18 protein-coding genes are annotated in these 20,560 nt (G+C 35.2%); 8 read left to right on the top strand and 10 right to left on the bottom strand.

Going from position 1 to position 20,560, the window contains the following annotated elements; genetic code table 11:
- Positions 1 to 141: 141 nt before the first annotated feature.
- Entirely contained in the window at positions 142 to 2,346 is a 2,205-nt protein-coding gene (gene recQ, locus AC5YGG_RS08025) for a DNA helicase RecQ (protein WP_496144006.1), read from the bottom strand.
- 158 nt (positions 2,347 to 2,504) lie between these two features.
- Here recQ and AC5YGG_RS08020 point away from each other — a divergent pair, with 158 nt between their 5' ends.
- The 6 genes from AC5YGG_RS08020 (at position 2,505) to AC5YGG_RS07995 (ending at position 9,657) form a co-directional block, all read left to right on the top strand.
- Complete coding sequence (locus AC5YGG_RS08020) at positions 2,505 to 3,464, top strand: KpsF/GutQ family sugar-phosphate isomerase (RefSeq protein WP_496144005.1); 960 nt, start codon at positions 2,505 to 2,507, stop codon at positions 3,462 to 3,464.
- A 10-nt stretch (positions 3,465 to 3,474) separates the two neighbouring features.
- Complete coding sequence (locus tag AC5YGG_RS08015; protein ID WP_496144004.1) at positions 3,475 to 4,038, top strand: Crp/Fnr family transcriptional regulator; 564 nt, start codon at positions 3,475 to 3,477, stop codon at positions 4,036 to 4,038.
- A 97-nt stretch (positions 4,039 to 4,135) separates the two neighbouring features.
- Complete coding sequence (locus tag AC5YGG_RS08010) at positions 4,136 to 4,822, top strand: type 1 glutamine amidotransferase domain-containing protein (RefSeq protein ID WP_496144003.1); 687 nt, start codon at positions 4,136 to 4,138, stop codon at positions 4,820 to 4,822.
- A 220-nt stretch (positions 4,823 to 5,042) separates the two neighbouring features.
- Positions 5,043 to 5,870 (top strand): twin-arginine translocase subunit TatC, encoded by an 828-nt coding sequence (gene tatC, locus AC5YGG_RS08005; protein WP_496144002.1) that lies wholly within the window; start codon positions 5,043 to 5,045, stop codon positions 5,868 to 5,870.
- Positions 5,871 to 6,039: 169 nt separating this feature from the next.
- Positions 6,040 to 7,671 (top strand): M1 family metallopeptidase, encoded by a 1,632-nt coding sequence (locus AC5YGG_RS08000; RefSeq protein ID WP_496144001.1) that lies wholly within the window; start codon positions 6,040 to 6,042, stop codon positions 7,669 to 7,671.
- 129 nt (positions 7,672 to 7,800) lie between these two features.
- Positions 7,801 to 9,657, top strand: coding sequence for a M61 family metallopeptidase (locus AC5YGG_RS07995; RefSeq protein ID WP_496144000.1), 1,857 nt, complete (start codon positions 7,801 to 7,803; stop codon positions 9,655 to 9,657).
- Between the two features lie 134 nt (positions 9,658 to 9,791).
- Here AC5YGG_RS07995 and AC5YGG_RS07990 read toward each other — a convergent pair whose 3' ends face one another.
- From AC5YGG_RS07990 to pepE, 4 genes are all read right to left on the bottom strand, one after another.
- The gene (locus tag AC5YGG_RS07990) at positions 9,792 to 10,964 is read right to left on the bottom strand and encodes a sensor histidine kinase (RefSeq protein ID WP_496143999.1); all 1,173 of its coding nucleotides are present in this window, start codon (positions 10,962 to 10,964) and stop codon (positions 9,792 to 9,794) included.
- 6 nt (positions 10,965 to 10,970) lie between these two features.
- Positions 10,971 to 12,344, bottom strand: coding sequence for a D-alanyl-D-alanine carboxypeptidase/D-alanyl-D-alanine endopeptidase (dacB, locus tag AC5YGG_RS07985; protein ID WP_496143998.1), 1,374 nt, complete (start codon positions 12,342 to 12,344; stop codon positions 10,971 to 10,973).
- Positions 12,345 to 12,447: 103 nt separating this feature from the next.
- The gene (locus tag AC5YGG_RS07980; RefSeq protein WP_496143997.1) at positions 12,448 to 13,299 is read right to left on the bottom strand and encodes a hypothetical protein; all 852 of its coding nucleotides are present in this window, start codon (positions 13,297 to 13,299) and stop codon (positions 12,448 to 12,450) included.
- Positions 13,299 to 13,991 (bottom strand): dipeptidase PepE, encoded by a 693-nt coding sequence (gene pepE, locus AC5YGG_RS07975; RefSeq protein ID WP_496143996.1) that lies wholly within the window; start codon positions 13,989 to 13,991, stop codon positions 13,299 to 13,301. The genes AC5YGG_RS07980 and pepE overlap by 1 nt, the downstream gene beginning before the upstream one ends.
- A 183-nt stretch (positions 13,992 to 14,174) precedes the next feature.
- Here pepE and AC5YGG_RS07970 point away from each other — a divergent pair, with 183 nt between their 5' ends.
- Entirely contained in the window at positions 14,175 to 14,732 is a 558-nt protein-coding gene (locus tag AC5YGG_RS07970) for a tetratricopeptide repeat protein (protein ID WP_496143995.1), read from the top strand.
- A gap of 37 nt (positions 14,733 to 14,769) precedes the next feature.
- Here the strand turns inward: AC5YGG_RS07970 and AC5YGG_RS07965 are convergent, their stop codons facing one another.
- The gene (locus AC5YGG_RS07965; RefSeq protein WP_496143994.1) at positions 14,770 to 15,273 is read right to left on the bottom strand and encodes a YdeI/OmpD-associated family protein; all 504 of its coding nucleotides are present in this window, start codon (positions 15,271 to 15,273) and stop codon (positions 14,770 to 14,772) included.
- Positions 15,274 to 15,536: 263 nt separating this feature from the next.
- Between AC5YGG_RS07965 and fsa the strand changes: the two genes are divergently transcribed.
- Complete coding sequence (fsa, locus tag AC5YGG_RS07960; RefSeq protein WP_496143993.1) at positions 15,537 to 16,190, top strand: fructose-6-phosphate aldolase; 654 nt, start codon at positions 15,537 to 15,539, stop codon at positions 16,188 to 16,190.
- A 67-nt stretch (positions 16,191 to 16,257) separates the two neighbouring features.
- On the opposite strand, the gene AC5YGG_RS07955 is transcribed toward fsa, so the two are convergent.
- The 4 genes from AC5YGG_RS07955 to AC5YGG_RS07940 all read right to left on the bottom strand — a co-directional run bounded on the left by AC5YGG_RS07955 (position 16,258) and on the right by AC5YGG_RS07940 (position 20,558).
- Positions 16,258 to 17,124, bottom strand: a complete 867-nt coding sequence (locus AC5YGG_RS07955) for a GLPGLI family protein (protein ID WP_496143992.1) — start codon at positions 17,122 to 17,124, stop codon at positions 16,258 to 16,260.
- Between the two features lie 17 nt (positions 17,125 to 17,141).
- Positions 17,142 to 17,708 carry a sugar O-acetyltransferase gene (locus AC5YGG_RS07950; protein ID WP_496143991.1) on the bottom strand — a complete coding sequence of 189 codons (567 nt, stop codon included), beginning with the start codon at positions 17,706 to 17,708 and terminating at the stop codon, positions 17,142 to 17,144.
- A gap of 149 nt (positions 17,709 to 17,857) precedes the next feature.
- Positions 17,858 to 18,763 (bottom strand): GLPGLI family protein, encoded by a 906-nt coding sequence (locus tag AC5YGG_RS07945; protein ID WP_496143990.1) that lies wholly within the window; start codon positions 18,761 to 18,763, stop codon positions 17,858 to 17,860.
- Positions 18,764 to 18,818: 55 nt separating this feature from the next.
- Positions 18,819 to 20,558: a M56 family metallopeptidase gene (locus AC5YGG_RS07940; RefSeq protein ID WP_496143989.1), complete on the bottom strand. Its 1,740-nt coding sequence runs from the start codon at positions 20,556 to 20,558 to the stop codon at positions 18,819 to 18,821.
- Positions 20,559 to 20,560: the final 2 nt, after the last annotated feature.

The following is a 20,560-nucleotide window of genomic DNA, read 5'->3' as shown; positions in this document are numbered from 1 at the left end:
CATATTAATCTTTGTTTTTTTGTCTTAAACAGATTGCATTATAATTCTTTGTGCTTTTGCATTTTCCAACTATTCCATAACATAAAAAAGGAAGTCTTTCCGTAGAAAAACTTCCTTTTATTTATTATTTAATACTTCTAATTAGTTCGCAACATCGCTGATGAATTTAATTCTCAGCATTCTTACCTCCTCGTCAGACAATTCATCTCCGAATTCATCCAGCAGAATCTTCATACTGTCACTTTCAGATTCGTTCATGAACTCCATGAAACCGTCTACAATATCTTCATCAAAGTTATCTTCAATATAATAATCAATATTTAACTTGGTTCCCTGGTAAACGATTCTTTCCATTTCTTTCAGAAGTTCATCCATAGAAAGATTTTTAGCTCTTGCTATATCTTCAAGATCAATCTTTTTATCAGTGCTTTGGATAATGAAAACTTTGTGGCTGGATTTATTCGCCACCTGCTTCAGGACCATATCCTGGGTACGTTCTATATTGTTATCCTCAACGTAAGTTTTAATGTAATCTGCGAATTCTTTACCGTATTTTTTGGCTTTTCCTTCTCCTACACCATAAATTTTGTTGATTTCATCTACAGTAATAGGATATTGAACCGTCATATCCTCTAAACTCGGATCCATAAATACTGTATAAGGTGGAATTCCGTGTTTTTTGGCTACTTTTTTTCTTAGCTCTTTTAAGAGATTAAAAAGTTTTTGATCTAAACCTCCACCGGCTTGCTGTTGTAACTGATCACTATCTGCTTTAGCTTGTGTAAGATCAAATTCTCTGTCCTCAGCAATCAGGAAAATATCTTTGGATTTACCGCCTAATACCAGTCTTCCTTTTTCTGAAATTTTCAAGACACCATAGGTTTCAATATCTTTCTGTAAGAAATTCTGAACTGTTGCCTGTCTCAGGATCGTCTTCCAATAGTTGTCTTTTTCTTCTTTTCCAAAACTGAAATAAGGATTCTGTTCCAGCTTATAAGATTTGGTAACCGCAGTTTCTTTTCCTACGATAACAGAAATAAGATCTTTTGCTTTAAATTTTTCTCCTGTATTACTGATCAGCTCAAGTACTTTTGTTAAATCAGCTGTTGCATCTTTTAATTTAGGAGGATTGGATGAGTTATCACACATTTTGGCTCCGTCTCCATTTACTGGATCAAAGTTTTCTCCAAAATAATAAAGAATATATTGTCTTCTGCTCATTGAAGTTTCAGCATAGCCAACGACTTCATTTAAAAGCTGTAATCCGATTTCTCTCTCAGACACAGGTTTTTGGGCAAGAAACTTTTCCAGTTTTTCAATGTCTTTAGGATCATAGAATGCAAGACAATGACCTTCACCACCATCTCTTCCTGCTCTTCCTGTTTCCTGATAATAGCTTTCCAGGGATTTTGGGAAATCATAGTGAATCACGAAACGCACATCCGGTTTATCGATTCCCATTCCGAATGCAATGGTTGCTACAATGACATCCACCTCTTCCATCAGGAATTTATCCTGATTCGCTACTCTTATTTTCTGATCAAGCCCGGCATGATAAGGAAGGGCATTGATACCGTTGACCTGCAGAAGTTGAGCAAATTCCTCCACTTTTCTTCTGCTCAGGCAATATACAATTCCGGATTTTCCTTTATGCTGATTGATAAATTTAACAATCTCCTTATCTATATTAATTTTAGGGGTTACCTCATAATATAGATTGGGACGGTTGAAACTTTCCTTAAAGACCAAAGCATTGGTCATTCCCAGTGTTTTCTGAATATCATCCTGCACCTTCGGCGTAGCTGTAGCCGTAAGAGCGATCACCGGTACATTGGCGATCTTATCAATAATCTGTTTAAGGTTCCTGTATTCCGGTCTGAAATCATGTCCCCACTCTGAAATACAGTGTGCTTCATCAATCGCAAAGAAAGAGATCTTAACTTCTTTCAAAAAGTCCAGATAATCATCTTTAATCAATGATTCAGGAGCTACATACAAAAGTTTGGTCTTGCCGCTTTTTATATCGTCAAAAACCTGTTTTGTCTGTGTCTTGTTTAATGATGAATTTAATACATGCGCTACCCCATCCTCAGAAGACAGCCCGTTCACGGCATCTACCTGATTCTTCATTAACGCTATTAAAGGTGAAACAACTATTGCCGTACCTTCGGAAATAAGTGCCGGAAGCTGATAACATAATGATTTACCACCACCTGTAGGCATCAACACAAATATATCCTTCCCATTCAATAGGTTTTCTATGATTTGTTCCTGCTGTCCCTTAAATGTAGAAAACCCAAAATACTTTTTCAATTCGCCTGATAAATTGGCTTTTTTTGCGCTCATCTAATTTTCTATTGCTAAATTTGCATCTAACCCAAAGTTATAAAAATTCTGCTTAAAATAAAAGCGAACGAATTTATAAAAAATAAAACTTATATTAAATATTGTTTTTAAAATATAACGTTTTTTAGAAACTTTTTTGTATACCTTATTTTCATAAAATGGATAGAACCAACATAATATCAATTGCTAAAAGCACTTTAGAAATTGAAATTTCAGAATTAGAAAAATTAAAAAACAGAATTGATGACCAGTTTGCTCAGGCTGTAGAGATCATTCACTCAGCAAAAGGGAAACTCATTGTGGTAGGAATAGGAAAATCTGCCCATGTAGGTAATAAAATAGTTGCTACATTAAACTCTACGGGAACTCCGTCTCAATTTTTACATGCTTCGGAAGCCATTCATGGAGATTTGGGAGTGATCCAAAAACAGGACGTAGTACTTTGTATCTCCAATTCCGGAAATTCTCCTGAAATTGCAAATCTTGTTCCTTATTTAAAGGATTATTCTTCTGCTTTGATCGGAATGACCGGAAATAAGAGCAGTAAACTTGCTGAATTTTCAGAAATTATTCTGGATACTCATGTAGATGTGGAAGCTTGTCCCAATAAACTGGCTCCTACAAGTTCTACAACCATTCAAATGGCATTGGGTGATGCACTTGCCGTTGCTTTAATGGAGCTGAATGACTTCAAGGCTAATGATTTTGCAAAATTCCATCCTGGAGGAAGCTTGGGAAAAAACCTTACTTCCAGAGTTGAGCAGTTTCTTTCTTCTCAAAAACCTCAGGTTTCTGAAGATGCTACTATTAGAGATGTGATTATTTCTATCAGCGCATCCAGTCACGGAATTACTGTGGTTACCAATAATGATCAGATCATTGGTGTCATTACAGACGGCGATCTGAGAAGAATGCTGATGAAAGGTGAAGACATCAGTAAAGTGCTTGCCAGAGATATCATGTCTGCTCATCCAAGAACGATTGAAAAGGAATCTCTTGCCAAAGAAGCCATGAAAATTTTAAAAGAAAACAATATCGGACAACTTGTAGTGACTGAAAACGGGAAATATTTCGGGATCATTGATCTGCATAAATTACTTGATGAGGGAATAAACTAACACGCTTAATATGAGCCATTTTCTAAAAGCACATATTCAGGAGATTATCAGCCTTACGGATGAAGATTTTGAAATTATTCAGCGTTTTTTTACTAAGAAAAGATTCAGAAAAAAACAGTTTCTGGTGCAGGAACATCAGCCTGTACATGAAATTTTCCTGATAGAAAAAGGCATTCTTAAAAGCAGTATTATTGATAATGCCGGAAAAGAACATATTCTTCAGTTTGCGGCTTCTCATTGGTGGATCTCCGATTTTGCAGGCTTTTTCAAGCAGGAAACCTCATCATTAGCTGTTGATTGTATTGAAGATTCTGAGGTGTACGCTATATCTTATAATGATTTAAATACACTTTGTTCACAAGTTCCGGTGATGGAACATTTTTTCCGGGTAAAGTCTAATTTTGGATATGTAGCTCTGCAACAAAGGATTCTTTCACTCATGAGTAAATCTGCGAAGGAACGTTATGAAGATTTTATAAAACAATATCCGGGCTTTATTGACCATATTCCCAAACAGCTTATTGCAAGTTACCTGGGTGTTTCAAGAGAAACATTAAGCCGATTATATAATTAAGATGTGACCTGGGTCACATCTTTTTTTTGCGGTATGTCCTTATAATAATTGTAACAAAAACCCAACCTTTGTACTATAATTTTAAACAATAATCACAATGAAAAAGAAAGCATTAATTGTAGTAACAAGTGTAGAAAAATATCCTGATATGGAAAGAGCCACTGGTCTTTGGCTGGGAGAAGCGGTTCATTTTTATGAAAAACTGGAGCAGAAAGGCTATGAAATTGATTTTGTAAGTCCAAAAGGCGGCTATACTCCTCTTGATCCGATTTCTTTACAGATGTTTGTACAGCCTGTGGACTGGAAATATTACGCTGATGAAACATTCCGAAATAAGCTGGGAAATACTTTAAAACCGGAAGATATTAATCCTCATGATTATAGTGTCATTTATTATGCAGGCGGACATGGGGTAGTTTGGGATTTCCCTGATAATATAAAATTACAGGAAATTACCCGCAACATCTATGAAAGCGGAGGAATCGTATCATCTGTCTGCCATGGAGCGGTAGGACTTTTCAATATAAATCTTTCCAATGGAGAACTTCTTATTAAAGGAAAAACGGTTACAGGCTTTTCAAATTCAGAAGAAATTGCTGCTGAGCTGGCTGATCATATGCCTTATCTTACGGAAGATGTATTAAAAAGTAAAGGGGCTCATTATGTAAAAGCAGATCAGGACTTTGTACCTTTTGCTGTTTCTGACGGAAATCTTGTAACAGGACAAAACCCTCAATCAGGAGGTGCTGTAGCAGAAAAAGTATTGGAGATTCTGGATAAGTAATACATTCATAATACATCATACACAGCTGGCAGCCTAAATATTTTTTAGGTTGCCAGCTTTTCTTTTAAAAAGCTTTTAAGGATGCATCAGCTATCGGCAACACAAAGTTGAACAAAATCATAGTCAATAAATTCTAAATACTGATTATTATTTCATAATTTCGCAGACTTAAACTGTTTCTCTTTCCGGAGATAACATTTTAATAGATTCTATTATTTATATGGACAATAACAAAGACATGTCCTTTCTTGGGCATATTGGAGAATTAAGAGGGCATTTGGTTCGTTCAATTATTGCTATTGTAGTTGCCGCTTTTGTGGTTGGCTTCAATATCAATTGGATTATGGATCATATCTTTTTCGGACCTACAAGAAATGATTTTCCTACATTCAAAATTGTTAATCATTTTTCAAGGATGATTTTAGGTGAAGACAGTATTCATCTTCCCAAAGATTTCCCTGTACGTGTACAAAGGTTGTATCAGCAGTTTAATGTAATGATGGCTGTTTCTGTTTTTGGAGGAATGGTGGCTGCATTTCCTTATATTGTATGGGAATTATGGCGTTTTATTGGTCCTGCATTACATCCTAGAGAGAAAAAGAATTCTATCTACATTATCAATGCGGTATGGATGCTTTTCATGACAGGAGTTTTGTGTGGATACTTTTTAATTCTTCCATTTGCAGTAAACTTTGGAGTTATCTTTAAAATTTCGGATATTATTGTTCCACTTTATGACCTGAGTGATTATACAACTTTATTTTTACAGGTAGTTTTGGGTATGGGAGTTATTTTCCTTTTTCCAATCCTGATTTATTTCCTTACAACCATCGGGATTCTTACTCCTGCATTTATGAAGACCTACCGTCGTCATGCAATTGTTCTGATTATGGTAGTTGCTGCAATCATTACCCCGGCTGATGTTTTAAGTATGCTGATGGCGGCTTTCCCATTACTTATCTTATATGAATTCAGTATTATGATGTGTACCTTAACGTATAAAAAGGTTCAGAAGAGGAGTGAAAATCTTCCTTCCGTACAGCAATAATTAAATTGAAAATATTATGAAAAGTCTGGTTATGCCAGGCTTTTTTATTTTAAAACATAGAAACGTAATACCATTTACAAAAAGGCAATTCCTTAGTATTTTCGAGAGATCTTTATTTCTCTCTTAATTTAATTTTATACTTTTGAAAAGATTATTAATTTAATTTTACATGAAAAAGCTGTCATACACCCTTCTATTAGCTTCCGGAATTGCTTTTGGACAACTCTTTGAAAAAGATAAGGTTTACACCAAACAAGATACGTTAAAAGGCTCCAACACTACTTTCAGAGATTTCTGGGATGTCAAAAAATATGATTTTTCCGTAGAACCTGATTTTGAACAGAAAAGTATTAAGGGAACAAATAAGATCAGCTTTGAAATTATAAAAAATGTTACCAATCCTGTATTTCAGATTGATCTTCAACAGCCGATGAAAGCAGGAAAAGTGGTTGCAAACTTTCCAATCAGCAGCTATAAGCAGGATGGAGATTTTATCTTTGTGACAGCCAATAAAAAATTCAAAAAAGGAGAAAAATACACCATTGATGTAGAGTATTCCGGAAATCCTCTGATTGCTAAAAATGCCCCTTGGGATGGCGGATGGGTCTTTACAAAAGATGAAAACGGAAATCCATGGATGAGCCCTGCCGTACAAGGTATAGGTTCTTCTGTCTGGCTTCCTACCAAAGATATCTGGAGCGATGAGCCCGATAACGGAATCATCATGAAAATCATCACCCCAAATGATCTTGTAGGTGTTGGAAACGGCAGATTAATAGATAAAAAAACAAACGGTAATAAAACAACCTATACCTGGGAAGTGAAAAACCCTATCAATGACTACTCTATTATTCCTAATATCGGAAAATATGTGAATTTTAAAGATACTTTTGACGGTGAAAAAGGAAAACTGGATCTTGATTACTGGGTGCTGGATTATAACCTTGAAAAGGCTAAAAAACAGTTTCAGCAGGTAAAACCCATGCTTTCCGCTTTAGAATACTGGTTTGGTCCTTATCCTTTCTATGAAGATTCTTATAAATTGGTAGATTCTCCTTATTTAGGGATGGAACACCAAAGTAATGTTGCTTACGGAAACGGCTATCAGAATGGTTACCTTGGAAAAGATCTTTCAGGAACCGGTGTAGGATTAAAGTGGGATTATATCATTGTTCATGAAAGCGGTCATGAGTGGTTTGCCAATAATATTACAGCAAAGGACGAAGCAGATATGTGGATTCATGAGAGTTTTACCATGTATTCTGAAGTTCTCTTTACTGAAAAATATCTCGATAAAAAGTCTGCCGACATTTACATGATTGGTCTCAGAGGAAAAATAGAGAATGACATTCCTATTATTGGTAAATATGGAGTAAGAAATGAAGGGAGCGGCGATATGTATCCGAAAGGAGCTAATATGCTTCATACCATCAGACAGGTGATCAATAATGATGAAAAATTCCGACAGATCTTAAGAGGATTGGGTAAAGATTTTTATCATCAAACCGTTACTACAAAACAAATTGAAGATTATATATCCTCAAAAGCAGGAATTGATTTCTCTACTGTTTTCGATCAGTATCTAAGAACCATTAAAATTCCTACACTTGAATATTCTCAAAACGGAGATACTTTGAAATTCAGATATACAAATAGTGTAAAAAACCTGAAACTTCCAATTATTATCAATGGAGATCAGACCATAAACCCTACGGAAGAATGGCAAACTGTAAAACTGAAGAAAAATACTCCGGTTGATTTCAACAGAAATTATTATATTAATTATTTGAATGTTCAATAAGTAAAAAGGCAAATGTGCAGATCAGCAGATTTGCCTTTCTTTTTATTAAAAATTTTAAGAAAAGTTTAATACTCTGTTGCGTAACAAAAAGAGAAAAACAGCAACTACTTAACTATAAATTTAAACCTAATGAGAAAAACAGCACTTAGCTTAGGCTTGTTTGCCGCTTTTTTAGCGAATGCACAGTCTATCAAAACCACTATAGACCTCGTTAATGTAAAAGATGATAAAGTAGCCGTTACGATGGAATTCCCGAAAATGAAATCGGGAGATATTAAGTTTCATTTTCCAAAAACAGTTCCCGGAACTTATTCTGTAGATGATTACGGAAGGTTTATTGAAGGAATTAAATTTTATGATAACAAAGGTAAAGAGCTTGCCTTTACTAAAGTGAATGACAATAGCTATTCATTGAAAAATGCTCAAAACCTCAGCAAGATCTCTTATCTTGTGAATGACAGTTTTGATGAAGAAATGGATACTTCAAAGCATAAAGCGGTATTTTCTCCTTCAGGAACAGATATTGAAGAAGGAAAAGTATATATGATCAATACGCATGGTTTCGTAGGATACATTGAGAATATGCAGGACGTTCCTTATCAGTTGTTAATTCAAAAACCAACGGATTTCTACGGTACAACAGCATTGGTAGATCAGGACAAATCTGAATCTACAGACACATTTACATTAGCCAATTATGCTAAAGTGACAGATTCTCCGCTGATGTATACCAAACCTGATTATATTACCTTCAATGCAGGAGGAATGGAGCTTGTATTAGGTGTTTATTCTCCTACCGGAAAATACAAAGCGGCAGACTTCAAGGCAAATCTTGAAAAGATGGTGAATGCTCAAAAGAAATTCCTTGGTGACATGAACACCAATAAAAAGTATGCAATCATGCTTTATTTATCTGGAGGGGACGGTCCTAAAATTAAAGGTTTCGGAGCGCTGGAACATCATGAATCTACAAGTGTAGTACTTCCTGAAGCAATGCCTAAGGATGCTATTGACGAAACCATTACCGATGTAGTTTCTCACGAATTTTTCCATACGGTAAATCCTTTGAAAACGCACTCTGAAGAAATTCATTACTTTGATTATGCAAATCCTAAAATGTCTCAGCATTTATGGATGTATGAAGGAGGAACTGAATATTTTGCCAATTTATTCCAGATTCAGGAAGGCTTGATCACCAAAGATGAATTCCTTCACAGAATGGGAGAAAAGATTGCCAACTCTAAGAATTACGATGATACAATGCCGTTTACGGTGATGAGTAAAAACGTATTACAGGATCAATATAAAGATCAGTACAGAAATGTGTACGAAAAAGGTGCTCTTTTAGCAATGTGCATGGATATTGAACTGAGAAAAATTTCCAATGGAGAAATGGGATATCGTGATATGATCAGAAAACTTTCTCAGAGATTCGGGGAAAATAAACCGTTCAAGGATGATAAACTTATTGACGAACTGGTAGCTGTTACAGGATATCCTCAGGTAAAAGAGTTTTATAATAAATATATTGCAGGAAACCAGCCTACCCCTTATGCAGAATATCTTAATATGGTAGGGGTAGAAGTACATAAGCAGGAAAGTGCACCTCTTTTCTGGTTTATTAAAGATCCGAACCAAACAGGATATGATGATAAAACCAAAGCTTTTGCATTTGACGAAAACTCTGCTTTATCTCCATTCGCTAAGAGCATAGGATTTAAAATAACTGATCAGGTTCTTGCTTTAGATGGAAAAACTGTTGATATCCAAAAAGTTCAGGATTTTATTGGATATACTAAAACCATTAAAGACGGACAGACTGTCACCGTAACTATTTTAAGAGATAATGGTGGTAAAAAAGAAAAAATGGAACTTAAAGGAAAAGCTATCCTTGATAAAATGACCATGGAAACGCCTCAATTTAAAGCCAACCCAACACCAGCCGAACTGAAGCTTCAGACTCAGTGGCTGACTGGGAAGAAATAAACAAAAGCGGGGAAATTTCCCTGCTTTTTATTTTTATCATACATTTCGTAGAAAATAGACTGATCCAAATATTGAAAGTTTCTTTTATAATATCAAACCTTATAGGTTTAAAATTCAAATTCATTATTTCCAGATTAGGCATCTCCTTTTCTTATTGTAATTCTAAAGGTACTTCCCTTTCCTACTTCAGTCTGAGAGATCTTAATGTCTCCGTTATGATATTCATGAATGACCCTTTGTGCCAATGATAATCCCAGCCCCCAACCTCTTTTTTTGGTAGAATAGCCAGGTTTAAAGGCATTTCTTGCCTGTTGCTTTGTCATTCCGCTTCCGTTATCTTTTACCTCAACTAAAATATTTTTATTTCTTTCGAATACAGACATTACAATAGCCCCTTCTCCTTTCATAGCATCTACGGCATTTTTCACAAGGTTTTCTATCACCCAGCTCATCAGAATTTTATTGTGCGGCACTAAAAGAGTATAATTCGGAAGATGAAGAGTAAAATCCACCTTTCTTGAAATTCTTGTTTTTAGATAATCGTAATTTTCCTGAATTGTTTCATTGAAATTCATATCATTCAGCTCAGGGACGGAACCAATTTTTGAGAAACGTTCTGAAATGGTTCTCAATCTTTCGATATCCTTTTCTATTTCATGTATACCATCAGAATCAGGACTTTCCAGCTTCATGATTTCCATCCAGCCGATCATGGAGGATAAAGGCGTACCAATCTGATGTGCCGTTTCCTTAGCAAGACCAGCCCAGAGATATCCTTCATCAGTCTTTTTAATAGTTCTAAAAAACCAGAATGTAAATCCGAAATACATCAGAATAAATAATCCTAAAATATAAGGTGAATACCGAAGATTATTAAGCAAACGTGAGTTATCATAATACACAAACTGATTATTTCCATCCGGAACTTTAATCTCAATAGGAGCATAATTTCTCTCCATATTCACAATCAGATCGTGTAATTTTTCAGGGTCCTTGATGGTGCTTTCAGGAATATTGCGATAATATCCAAGATCAAGGATAGGTTTTTTATCTTTATCCGTTACAATAAAAGGAATGGTATTATTAATATTCAGAATTTCCGGCAATAAATCTAAAACATCAGTATCGGGAGTTTTAACCTCCTGTTGAATTCTGATAGCTTTTGAGAGTAGATTGATCCTTTTAATCTCTTCTTTTCTGAGAAAATTAATAAGCGCTGTGGAAGATACTACAATGGCAATCACCAAAGTAGTCATTACAACAAAGATAATCCAGTTATTCAGTCTGGTCAGTATGGATTTTCTCAAGTGATTTTATTTTAAAACATTAAGAATTTTCTGCAACTCGGCACTTCCGCTTCCCTGATAATTATTGATAATGATTGAGAACACATATTTTTTCCCATCTTTTGCGGTATGATACCCGGCAAAGGATTTTGTATCTCTCATTGTTCCGCTTTTCATTTTCATTCCGTTGTCCTGAACCGGAAATCCATCATAATAGGATTCAAACCATGATTGTTTTTTCGCATACAAAAGTGCCTGAACTTCTGCTTTTGCAGCCACATAGTTTTGAGGAGAAAGTCCGCTACCATCAGCGAAATTGATCATATTCGGGTTTATACCTTTTGATTTCCAGAACTCTTTCAGATAGGATACTCCACTTTTAAAGCTTGGATTCCCTTTCTTTTCTTTTCCTAAAGTTTTAATTAAAGTTTCTCCGTAGAGGTTAACGCTTTTTCTCAAAAACCAATAGACAATTTTGTCCAAAGTGGGAGATTGATAAGTAAGAATAATATTATTTTTGGGAGCTTCCAACGCCTGTTTTCCCTCTATTTCAAGTTGTGAATTGGTGACAGCTTTTCCTGAAAGCTCTACTCCTGATTCTTTCAACCATTGTTTAACTTCTGCTGCCAGCTGTAAGGGCGGATTAGGAGTTGATCCGGAAACCGTCACTGTTTTTCCAGCCGGAAGCATTCCATTGATAAGCGCTACATTAGAATGAGGTGCCGTGAAGATCAGACTTTGATCGGAACTTCCGCCGGCTTTTAAATCATTAAGCCATTTTACATCCTCAAGAGGATAAGAGAAACTTTTAAAATCTGTTCCGTTAATATTGATGTCAAACTGATTCTCTCGCCAATTGATTCCCCACACGCCTGCTCCATAATAATTCCCAAGATCATCCCAGGGCCATCCACCGGGAATGGTTTGATGATCAAAGTAAGAATCATCGATGACAAGGTCTCCAGAAATTTTAGTAATTCCAGAATTTTTAACGGCATCGATGAGTTTCTTTTTAAAACTTTCGGGTTTATAAGCTTCATATCTCCAGCTTCCCAACGTAGGATCTCCGTTCGAAGTGATAAAAAGATTTCCGTTCAATGTTCCGCCGGATATATTTCCGGAATAGCTGGACGTTGTAGTGTATGTATAATTTTTTCCTAAGGTTTCCAGCGCAGCGCCGGCTGTAAATATTTTTTGAGTAGATGCTGTAGAAAGTCCTTTGTTTCCTTGATATTCGTAGATAAAATTACCATTTTCATCTGCTACATAGAAAGATAAACCGGAAGCCACAGCTCCTGAAGAATCCATCAGATCTTTTGTTACCTTATCAAGCTTCTGCGCTATATTCTGAGCACAGACCATTTGTACAGAAAGAGTGAGAACTGCAAGCGTTTTTTTCATTGCATTGTTGTTTTAGTCTAAATTCTGTCTGCCTTGATGAAATTATTTATTCAAATAAAGCTTAGCAACAGATTTTATTCATTTAAATTCTAATCAAATATAGTTAAAATAAAAGCTTTTCATATTCATTGAGATCGTTGTGCGTGAAAAGAATCTGATGGTTATTAACTTTTTCAAAAGAACGGTCATATTTAAAATATTTTTCAAAATCTTCTTCGTCTATGAAAATATCCATTTGACAATCTTTTATATAATCAGATTTTTTCTCATACCCCTGACCTTCTTCGTATGTTTCATGACAACACCGCAGACAAGAATTTTCATGAAGTGCCTTATAACCACAGATTTCACAATTCTTCAGGTTTTGAAACAAATCTGTAATTCTATTTTGGATATCGTCCGGAAGCAAATACCCGGGAATTGTTTTTAAAAGCAAATAATAATTGGGTTCCTGCCACGAAAAGGAAAAACTTTCGTCACGATCCGATGAAGTTTCTGTATAAAGTTTTAAAGTCTGTAGATCAAATTCTATTTCTGTTTTAATGACATCTTTAATGTTTAATACCGTTTTATTACTACGCCTGATATTCAAATCATTATCTATTTCCACAACAGGATTCTGATCAAGAAAATGATTTAAACACAAAGTCGTTTTCCATGAATCAAAGGTTCTTATTTTACCTTCATTTCCACAAATTTCACAGGTTTTTTGAGAAAGTTTTGAATATTTATCCTTAATCATCTTAAGTGTGACATTCAATTCTTCATTCTCAGAATAAAGAGAACAGTGCAATTTCCCGAATTTTTCTTCTCCAAAAACGTCATTCTTCAAATTCCATCCTCCTACAGCCAGCTCAAACAGCATTTGCCTGATAAGATCATTCCATCCGGTACTGTTTACTGAAAAATTCTTCAGATTGCGCTCTATAAAGCTATTGATGTCGTCCTGCTTCATTATAAGGTACTTCCCGCTTCTATTTCGTAAGGCTCTTTACCGTTTTCAAAAATTCTTGTCAATTCGTTTCCTTCAACGGTAATGATGTCATTGATTCTTCTAATCCAGTTTCCTTCTCTAAGTCCTACAACTTTCATATCATTCTGAGTAAGGAACTCCATGATACGGGTTTCTCTTGTTTCTCCGTTATGCTTCAAATCCGGATTTGGATCAAGATAATGCGGATTAAGATTGAACGGAACCAGCCCCATGCAGTCAAAACTTGGCGGATAAACGATTGGCATATCATTCGTCGTTTTCATGTTCTGCCCTCCGATATTACTTCCTGCGCTGCATCCTAAGTATGCTTTTCCACTCATCACATTGTCTCTTAATACAGACATTAAGCCTTCTTCGTGTAATGTTTTAACCAGTAAAAATGTATTTCCGCCTCCTGTAAAATAACCTTTTGCCTGATTCAGAGCTTCAGTTTTATCTTCAAATTCATGGAGACCTCTCACTTTTATATTGATGGTTTCAAAGAAAGAACGTGCCTTTGCGGTATACTCATCATGAGAAATTCCTCCTGGTCTTGCAAAAGGAATAAACACAATTTCGTCAATTCCTGTATAGAGTTTGATTAATTCTGCTCTTAAGTATTCAAGATATTCACCACCGAAAAGTGTGGATGTAGAGGCTAATATGATGTTCATAGAATGAAATTATATTGATTTATAAAAATAGTCGAATTACAAAGATAAACACGAATCAAAAATTAACCTAAAAAAAACATTGATCTCGTTAATATTTTCTAAAAAAACTTAAAGCCTCTAAAATTTGATGTTTTATGGAATTATTCTTGAATTTTAGATTTCGGAATTTTAAAATATAAGATTATGAAAATGTCGAAAGTAAATATTAAAAATCTATTTTTAGGTTTAATGCTTGTGGGAGGTGCAAGTTTCGCAAATGCACAAACAACTCAAACGGATACAGCTAGCACTACAGCCACCACTGCTGCAGTTACTCAATCCAACCCTACTATTGAAGGGCTAAAAAAACAAATTGAAGCCAATCCAAAGGATACAGAATCATTGGCAAAGTTAGCAGCAGCTTATCAGGAAGCATCCGATTGGACTAATGCTGTTGATACATGGAAAAAAATCTCTGCGTTGCTGCCGGATTGGGCTCCATCTTATTACAGTCAGGCATATGCCTATCAATCTGCTAAAGATGATGCCAATGCAAAACTGGCTTACGAAAAGTATATCGCTACAGTAAAACCGGAAGAAGTAGAACAGAATAAGAAGAATCTTGCCTACGCTTACTTCTATATTGCATTTGCAGAACAGCAAAGTGATCCGGCTAAAGCAAAAGAACATATCGCAAAATCTATACAGTACGATCCGACGAATCAGGACGCTGTAAAGCTTAGCAAAACATTAAATTCATAAAGAAAAACAAAATCCGGAATATTCCGGATTTTGTTTTTTATTGTGGCAGATTACGATCAATCCATTTTCCATAAAAATCTGTTTCCCCATGAAGATGCCGGATTACTTTTTCAATATTTCTTTGAATACTGGCTTCTGTTTTCAGATGGTTGATATAACGAATAAGTTCATTTCGTCTTGAGGGAATCAGCTTTTCAAAATTAATGGAAGCTAGCGGACTTTCTTGAATTGCCTGTTCCAATTGAGGGTGAATGATCACGCTTCTGTCCGAATTATCATACTCTACCTTTATTTCAATGATTTCTCCAATTCTTTTGGGTGAGTTTTTTAACATCGTCAAATTCACATATAACCTCCATTCGCCCAGATATTTCATCAGATTTTGTTTAAATTCTTTTCCGTTCACCGTTCCTTTCACCGGAATAGGGCTTTTGTTTCTTCCTGAGCTCTCAAAAATATCCTCCAGAATTTCTACAGGGATAAACACAAACGGATTAATTCCTATGATTTCAAGCGTCGCTGTGAAAGTTCTATTTTTCATGGTTTAGGATTTAAAGTCAAAATTAAATAATTGTTGCTATAATGAGACAAAGTTTTTAAACTCTGCTTTTATTTTTTGAAAAATCACCCTCAGAATATAAGTTATAAGTTTGATTTTCATGTTTAAGGATGATCGCAGCTCTAGCTATTAGGAGATATAGCAACCGCGAACCGCGCATCTTGCACCTCGAATCTGTACAAAAAATCATATCCCAGAACTCAATTAAATCACTTATCTTTGCATCAATAAATCTATTTAACAAAATGAAATTTTTTATTGACACAGCTAATTTAGAGCAAATCAAGGAAGCTAAAGATCTTGGAATCTTAGACGGGGTAACTACCAACCCTTCATTAATGGCTAAAGAAGGTATTCAGGGGACTGAAGCGATCAAAAACCATTACAAAGCGATCTGCGAGATTGTAGACGGACCTATTTCTGCTGAAGTACTTTCTACAACGTACGAGGAAATGATCAAGGAAGGAGACGAATTGGCTGCAATCCACGAAAATATCGTTGTGAAAATTCCAATGATTAAAGATGGAATTAAAGCTTTAAAATATTTTTCTGATAAAGGAATCAAAACGAACTGTACTTTGATCTTCTCCCCAGGGCAGGCACTTTTAGCGGCTAAAGCAGGAGCTACTTATGTTTCTCCATTCTTAGGAAGATTAGATGACATTTCTACAGACGGATTAAACCTTATCCAGGAAATCAGATTAATTTTCGATAACTATATGTTCGAAACTGAAATCCTTGCTGCTTCTATCCGTCATTCAATGCACATCATCGACTGTGCTAAAATTGGAGCTGATGTTATTACATCTCCACTTCCTCCGATCTTGAGCTTATTAAAGCACCCATTAACAGATAGCGGATTGGCTCAGTTTATTGCAGATTCTCAGAAATTGGCATAATCACTGATCCTTATTCAATTATAAAAAATCCCGAACCATGTTTCGGGATTTTATTTTTATCATTTATCTATCGCAGCAGATCCAGTTCAATGAGGTTATTTTGTTTTTTAAGGTCATTTTTCAGCTTTGCTTCTCTGTCGTTTTTACCTGGTTTACGGTCTACTACTTTTCCCGAGTCATCTATTTCCTGAATAATAATGCCGCGTGCTATCATATTCTTTTCACTTTTCATAGGATCAGCAAGATAATCTTTAAATGCTTTCCTGTATTTCGTTTCATTCAAGGTCACAATCTGATTAAATCTTTCCTTTTCTTTAGTGCTCTTCCATTCATATTCTGACGGAAGCTTCGTATTGCCCTTAAGTTCAAAAGAATGGGTTTGTGTAGCATCTTCAAGCTTTACAATCAATCCAGGGAGCCCATAAAATTTATAGGGACCATCCTGAATCGGTAAGTCTGTGGTAAACCATGCTGTCCATTTTCTTCCGACAAAATTACAAACTGCTTTCTGAGCAATAAAAGCACCCACTTTTTCTTTATCTGACAATATTTTCCAATCCTGCTTTCTGCTATCCTGAACCATATATTCATCGGCAGACAGACTATTGAAAAAAAGTACTGAATAATCCGGATACATTTTTTCAACACTATATCTCACTTTACCTTTGTCTTTAATTCCGGAGAAATCCAATTGTCCGCTTCCTGCCTGAATTTGTTTCTCCATAGCAGCCCTTGTAAGCGAATCTGTTTCAAAAGTTTCTTTACTATAAAATTTTGATCCTTTCGGAATAACATCCAGCAACATTATTTCAGTTTCGGGTTTGTCTTTGGCTGTGGAATCTAAAACATATTTGTATTCGTAAATAAAACGCTGATTCTGAGCTTTCGTCATTATCCCTAATAAAAGAATAAAAGTGATGATTAGTTTTTGCATGATTATATTAAGTACATTTAGTTTTCTTGAGAAATATTTTTTACAACTCTGCATGGATTTCCTACTGCCACCACATTATCAGGAATATCTTTTGTCACAACACTTCCTGCTCCTATCACCGAATTGTTTCCGATAGAAACTCCAGGCAGCACTACTACATTTCCTCCCAGCCAAACATTATCTCCAACTTTAATCGGGTGTGCATATTCCAGACCTTCATTCCTTTGTTTTACATCTAATGGATGACCAGCTGTATAAAAGCTACAGTTCGGACCGATAAAAACATTATCCCCGAATTTTACCGGAGCACAATCTAAAATAACAAGATTATGATTGGCATAGAAATTCTCTCCTACTTCAATATTGTATCCGTAATCACACCAAAATGAAGGTTCAATACAAATGTTTTCCTTTGTACTTCCTAAAATTCTTCTGATCTGCCTGCTTCTTCCTTCCGAATCAGAGTTTTTTAAGCTATTATATTCAAGACAAAGATCTTTACAGGAAATTCTTTCATGAATAAGTTCTTCATCATAATTAGCATTGTATAGAAGTCCTGCTGCACATTTTTCCTTTTCTGTCATAGAGAATTATAGATTTGAGTTTAAGATTATCTAAAAATATAAATATTTATCAAAACACAGCTTAATATCATAATTGCTTTACTATTTAACGCAAAAAAACAGGATATATATTATCCTGTTGAACGCATTTAACGTAAAAAATGAAATAATTAATTCACCAGATCCGGTTCTATCGGATTATTATCTTTTTTGAGCATCTCTTTTGTTCGTTTTTCCATTTCCCTGAAAACCTGATTAGGATCTGAAATTTCTTTTCCATCTGATGTTTTCACTTTGAAAGCTACTTTTGTTCCTGATTCACCTCCATTTTTCATCATCAACTCTCTCATATTCTTGCTGGGATCATTCACGTAAGCTTTCCAAACTTTTTTAAACTGATCTTTTGAAACTTCAATTTCTTTACTTCCCAATCCTAATATTTTTACATTGTCAGGAAGCTGAAGCTCCTTTTCTGAATCTTTGGATTTTATAGTTTTATTACCTACAACCATCATGCTATGAGATCCGGTAGTATCTTCTAATTTTACAATTAATCCAGGGAGTCCATAGAAAATATAAGGACCATCCTGAAAAGGAATTTCCGTTGAAAACCATGCGATCCAATCTCTTCCTCCTAACGTGGTAACTGCTTTCTGGGTATTATATTCTCCTATTTTCTGCTTTTCAGGCTGGATCTTCCAATCAGGCTTTTTATCTTCTTTGATTTTATATTGATCCATAGAAACACTTCTGAAAAGATAAGTTTTAAAATCAGGATACTGCTTGGTCACTTTATAAGAGACCTGCCCTGGTTTTTCCCTTCTGTTGACGCTTATATTTCCACTTCCGGCTTTTATCTGATTTTCAAGTTCTGCCCTGCTGATGGAATCTGCCACGAATTTATCATGGCTGTAATAGCTTGATCCGTTTTTATCAATATCCAACAGCATCATTTCCTTTTTTACATCTTCTTTATTATTGGAATCCGGAATAAATTTATACTCATAAAAGAACCTGTTTGTTTGAGCATGAGCCAATACGCCCAGGAACATAAAAAATAGAATTTTTGTTTTCATAGCTGAATATTAAAAAAAGCTTTGCCAATGTATCCTGACAAAGCTTATTAGAGTTTTATTTTTTTGTCACGATTCTTATTTCGCTTTCTCTGCCTCTTATGGTATTTTCCTTGATAACATTAATGCTTGCAATATTTTCCGTCTTAATCATACGAAACTCTTCTTTAGAAGCTTTTCTGCCGTCTATAAAGAACTTCACATCATCCAAGCCGTCCATATTATATTTCTTCACTCCATTCATCGTAATATTTCCATTTCCTTCTTTTTTAATGAAATCTGCTTCTACGACCATTAACTTGGCATTACCTGCATTCACAAAATCAATATTTTTGAACTGCTTTTCTGTTTCCTGACGAACTTTCTCTCCTATTATTCGAGCCTGCTCTCCTGCTTTTCTCGCAATTTCTCCATCTATTCTTGCTTGTTCACCAATTTTTCTGGCATTTTCGGCATCTATTTTTGCCTGTTTTGCAGCTTCTCTTCCTACTCTTTCAGCCTCTAATCCTATTTTCGCGGCATTTTTACCTATCTTTTTTGCCTCTTTAGCAGCTTTGGCAGCTTCTCTCTTGATTCTGCGAATTTCTTTTTTATCAAGAGGATCCATATTTTCCAGTTTCTTCATCTGATCTTTCCATTCCGCAGAATTGAAATACTCTTCTACCTGTCTGCTGGATTCGTCTGTAATATCTGTCATTTCAGCTACCAGATCATCCATTTCCTCCATTTTCTTTTCGTAAGCCTTACTTTCAGGATCCAGCTTGCTTAGTTCTTCTTGTCTTTTTTCAAGCTCTTTCTGAAGTTTATCCAGTTGTTTGTGAGATTCTCCCGGATCAGGCAGTCCTTTATATTCTTGCTGTCCTGTTTTTTCCCTTACAGTATCTTTTTTAATTTCTGAAACTACCCTTTTAATAGAAAGATTTGTTTCTTCAATTTCTCTGTTCTTAGCATTTACCAGATAAGCAAACGCCACTGAAAATAAAACCGGCAATGCAAGAATTCTACGCGCATACCCGAATTTGGTTTTTGGTTTTTGTAACATCTTAAGTCTTTTTTTAAGGTTTGAACTTAGAAACGGACTGGCAGCAGGCAACTGTGTTCCGGAAAAGTGGCTTGCTAAAAGCATCTGCGCAAATGCTTTGGTGTCCGAATGCTTCACGGCTTTTTTATCAGCCAGGTATTCATGGATTAGGTTAATTTCTCTTTTGATGATATGAAAAAACGGATTGAACCAGAAAATTGCAGTAGTGATTTCAATAAGAATCTTATCCAATGAATGTTTCTGTTCAATATGGACCATTTCGTGTTTTAAAATCTGCTTTCCTACTTCAGAATCCAAGGTAATGGTATTCTTCCAGAAAAGATTTTTAAAATATGAAAATGGTGCTTCAGTCAGGTCTGTACGGTAAAAATTGATTCCGTCAAAACTTTCTTTCTGAAACTGTGTTTTGAACTGCTGGATTTTAAAAATCCCGTAGATCAACTTCCCTAAAAAATAGAGAGAAACCAGTCCCAGAGCTGAAAAAATAATGTTAAAATAAAGGTAACCATTGTTTAAGCTTTTTTCTGTGTTAAAATTTTGAATTTTATCAAGAATCAAATACATATCATTACTCACTTCTATTGTAAAATCTTCTACCTTGATAAGAGGTAACAGCAACGGTACCAAAATTGCTGACAGCAGATAAAATCTATTGTAATGATGAAATGTCCTGTCTTTTAAAGACAACTGATAGTACAAAAACATTACACCAGAACATAAAATTACTTTCCCAAAGTATAATAATACAGTTTCCATGG

It is taken from the genome of Chryseobacterium sp. CS2K3 (assembly GCF_059515185.1).
The sequence above is the reverse complement of the archived record's forward strand: the minus strand, read 5'-3'. Positions and strand labels throughout refer to the sequence as shown.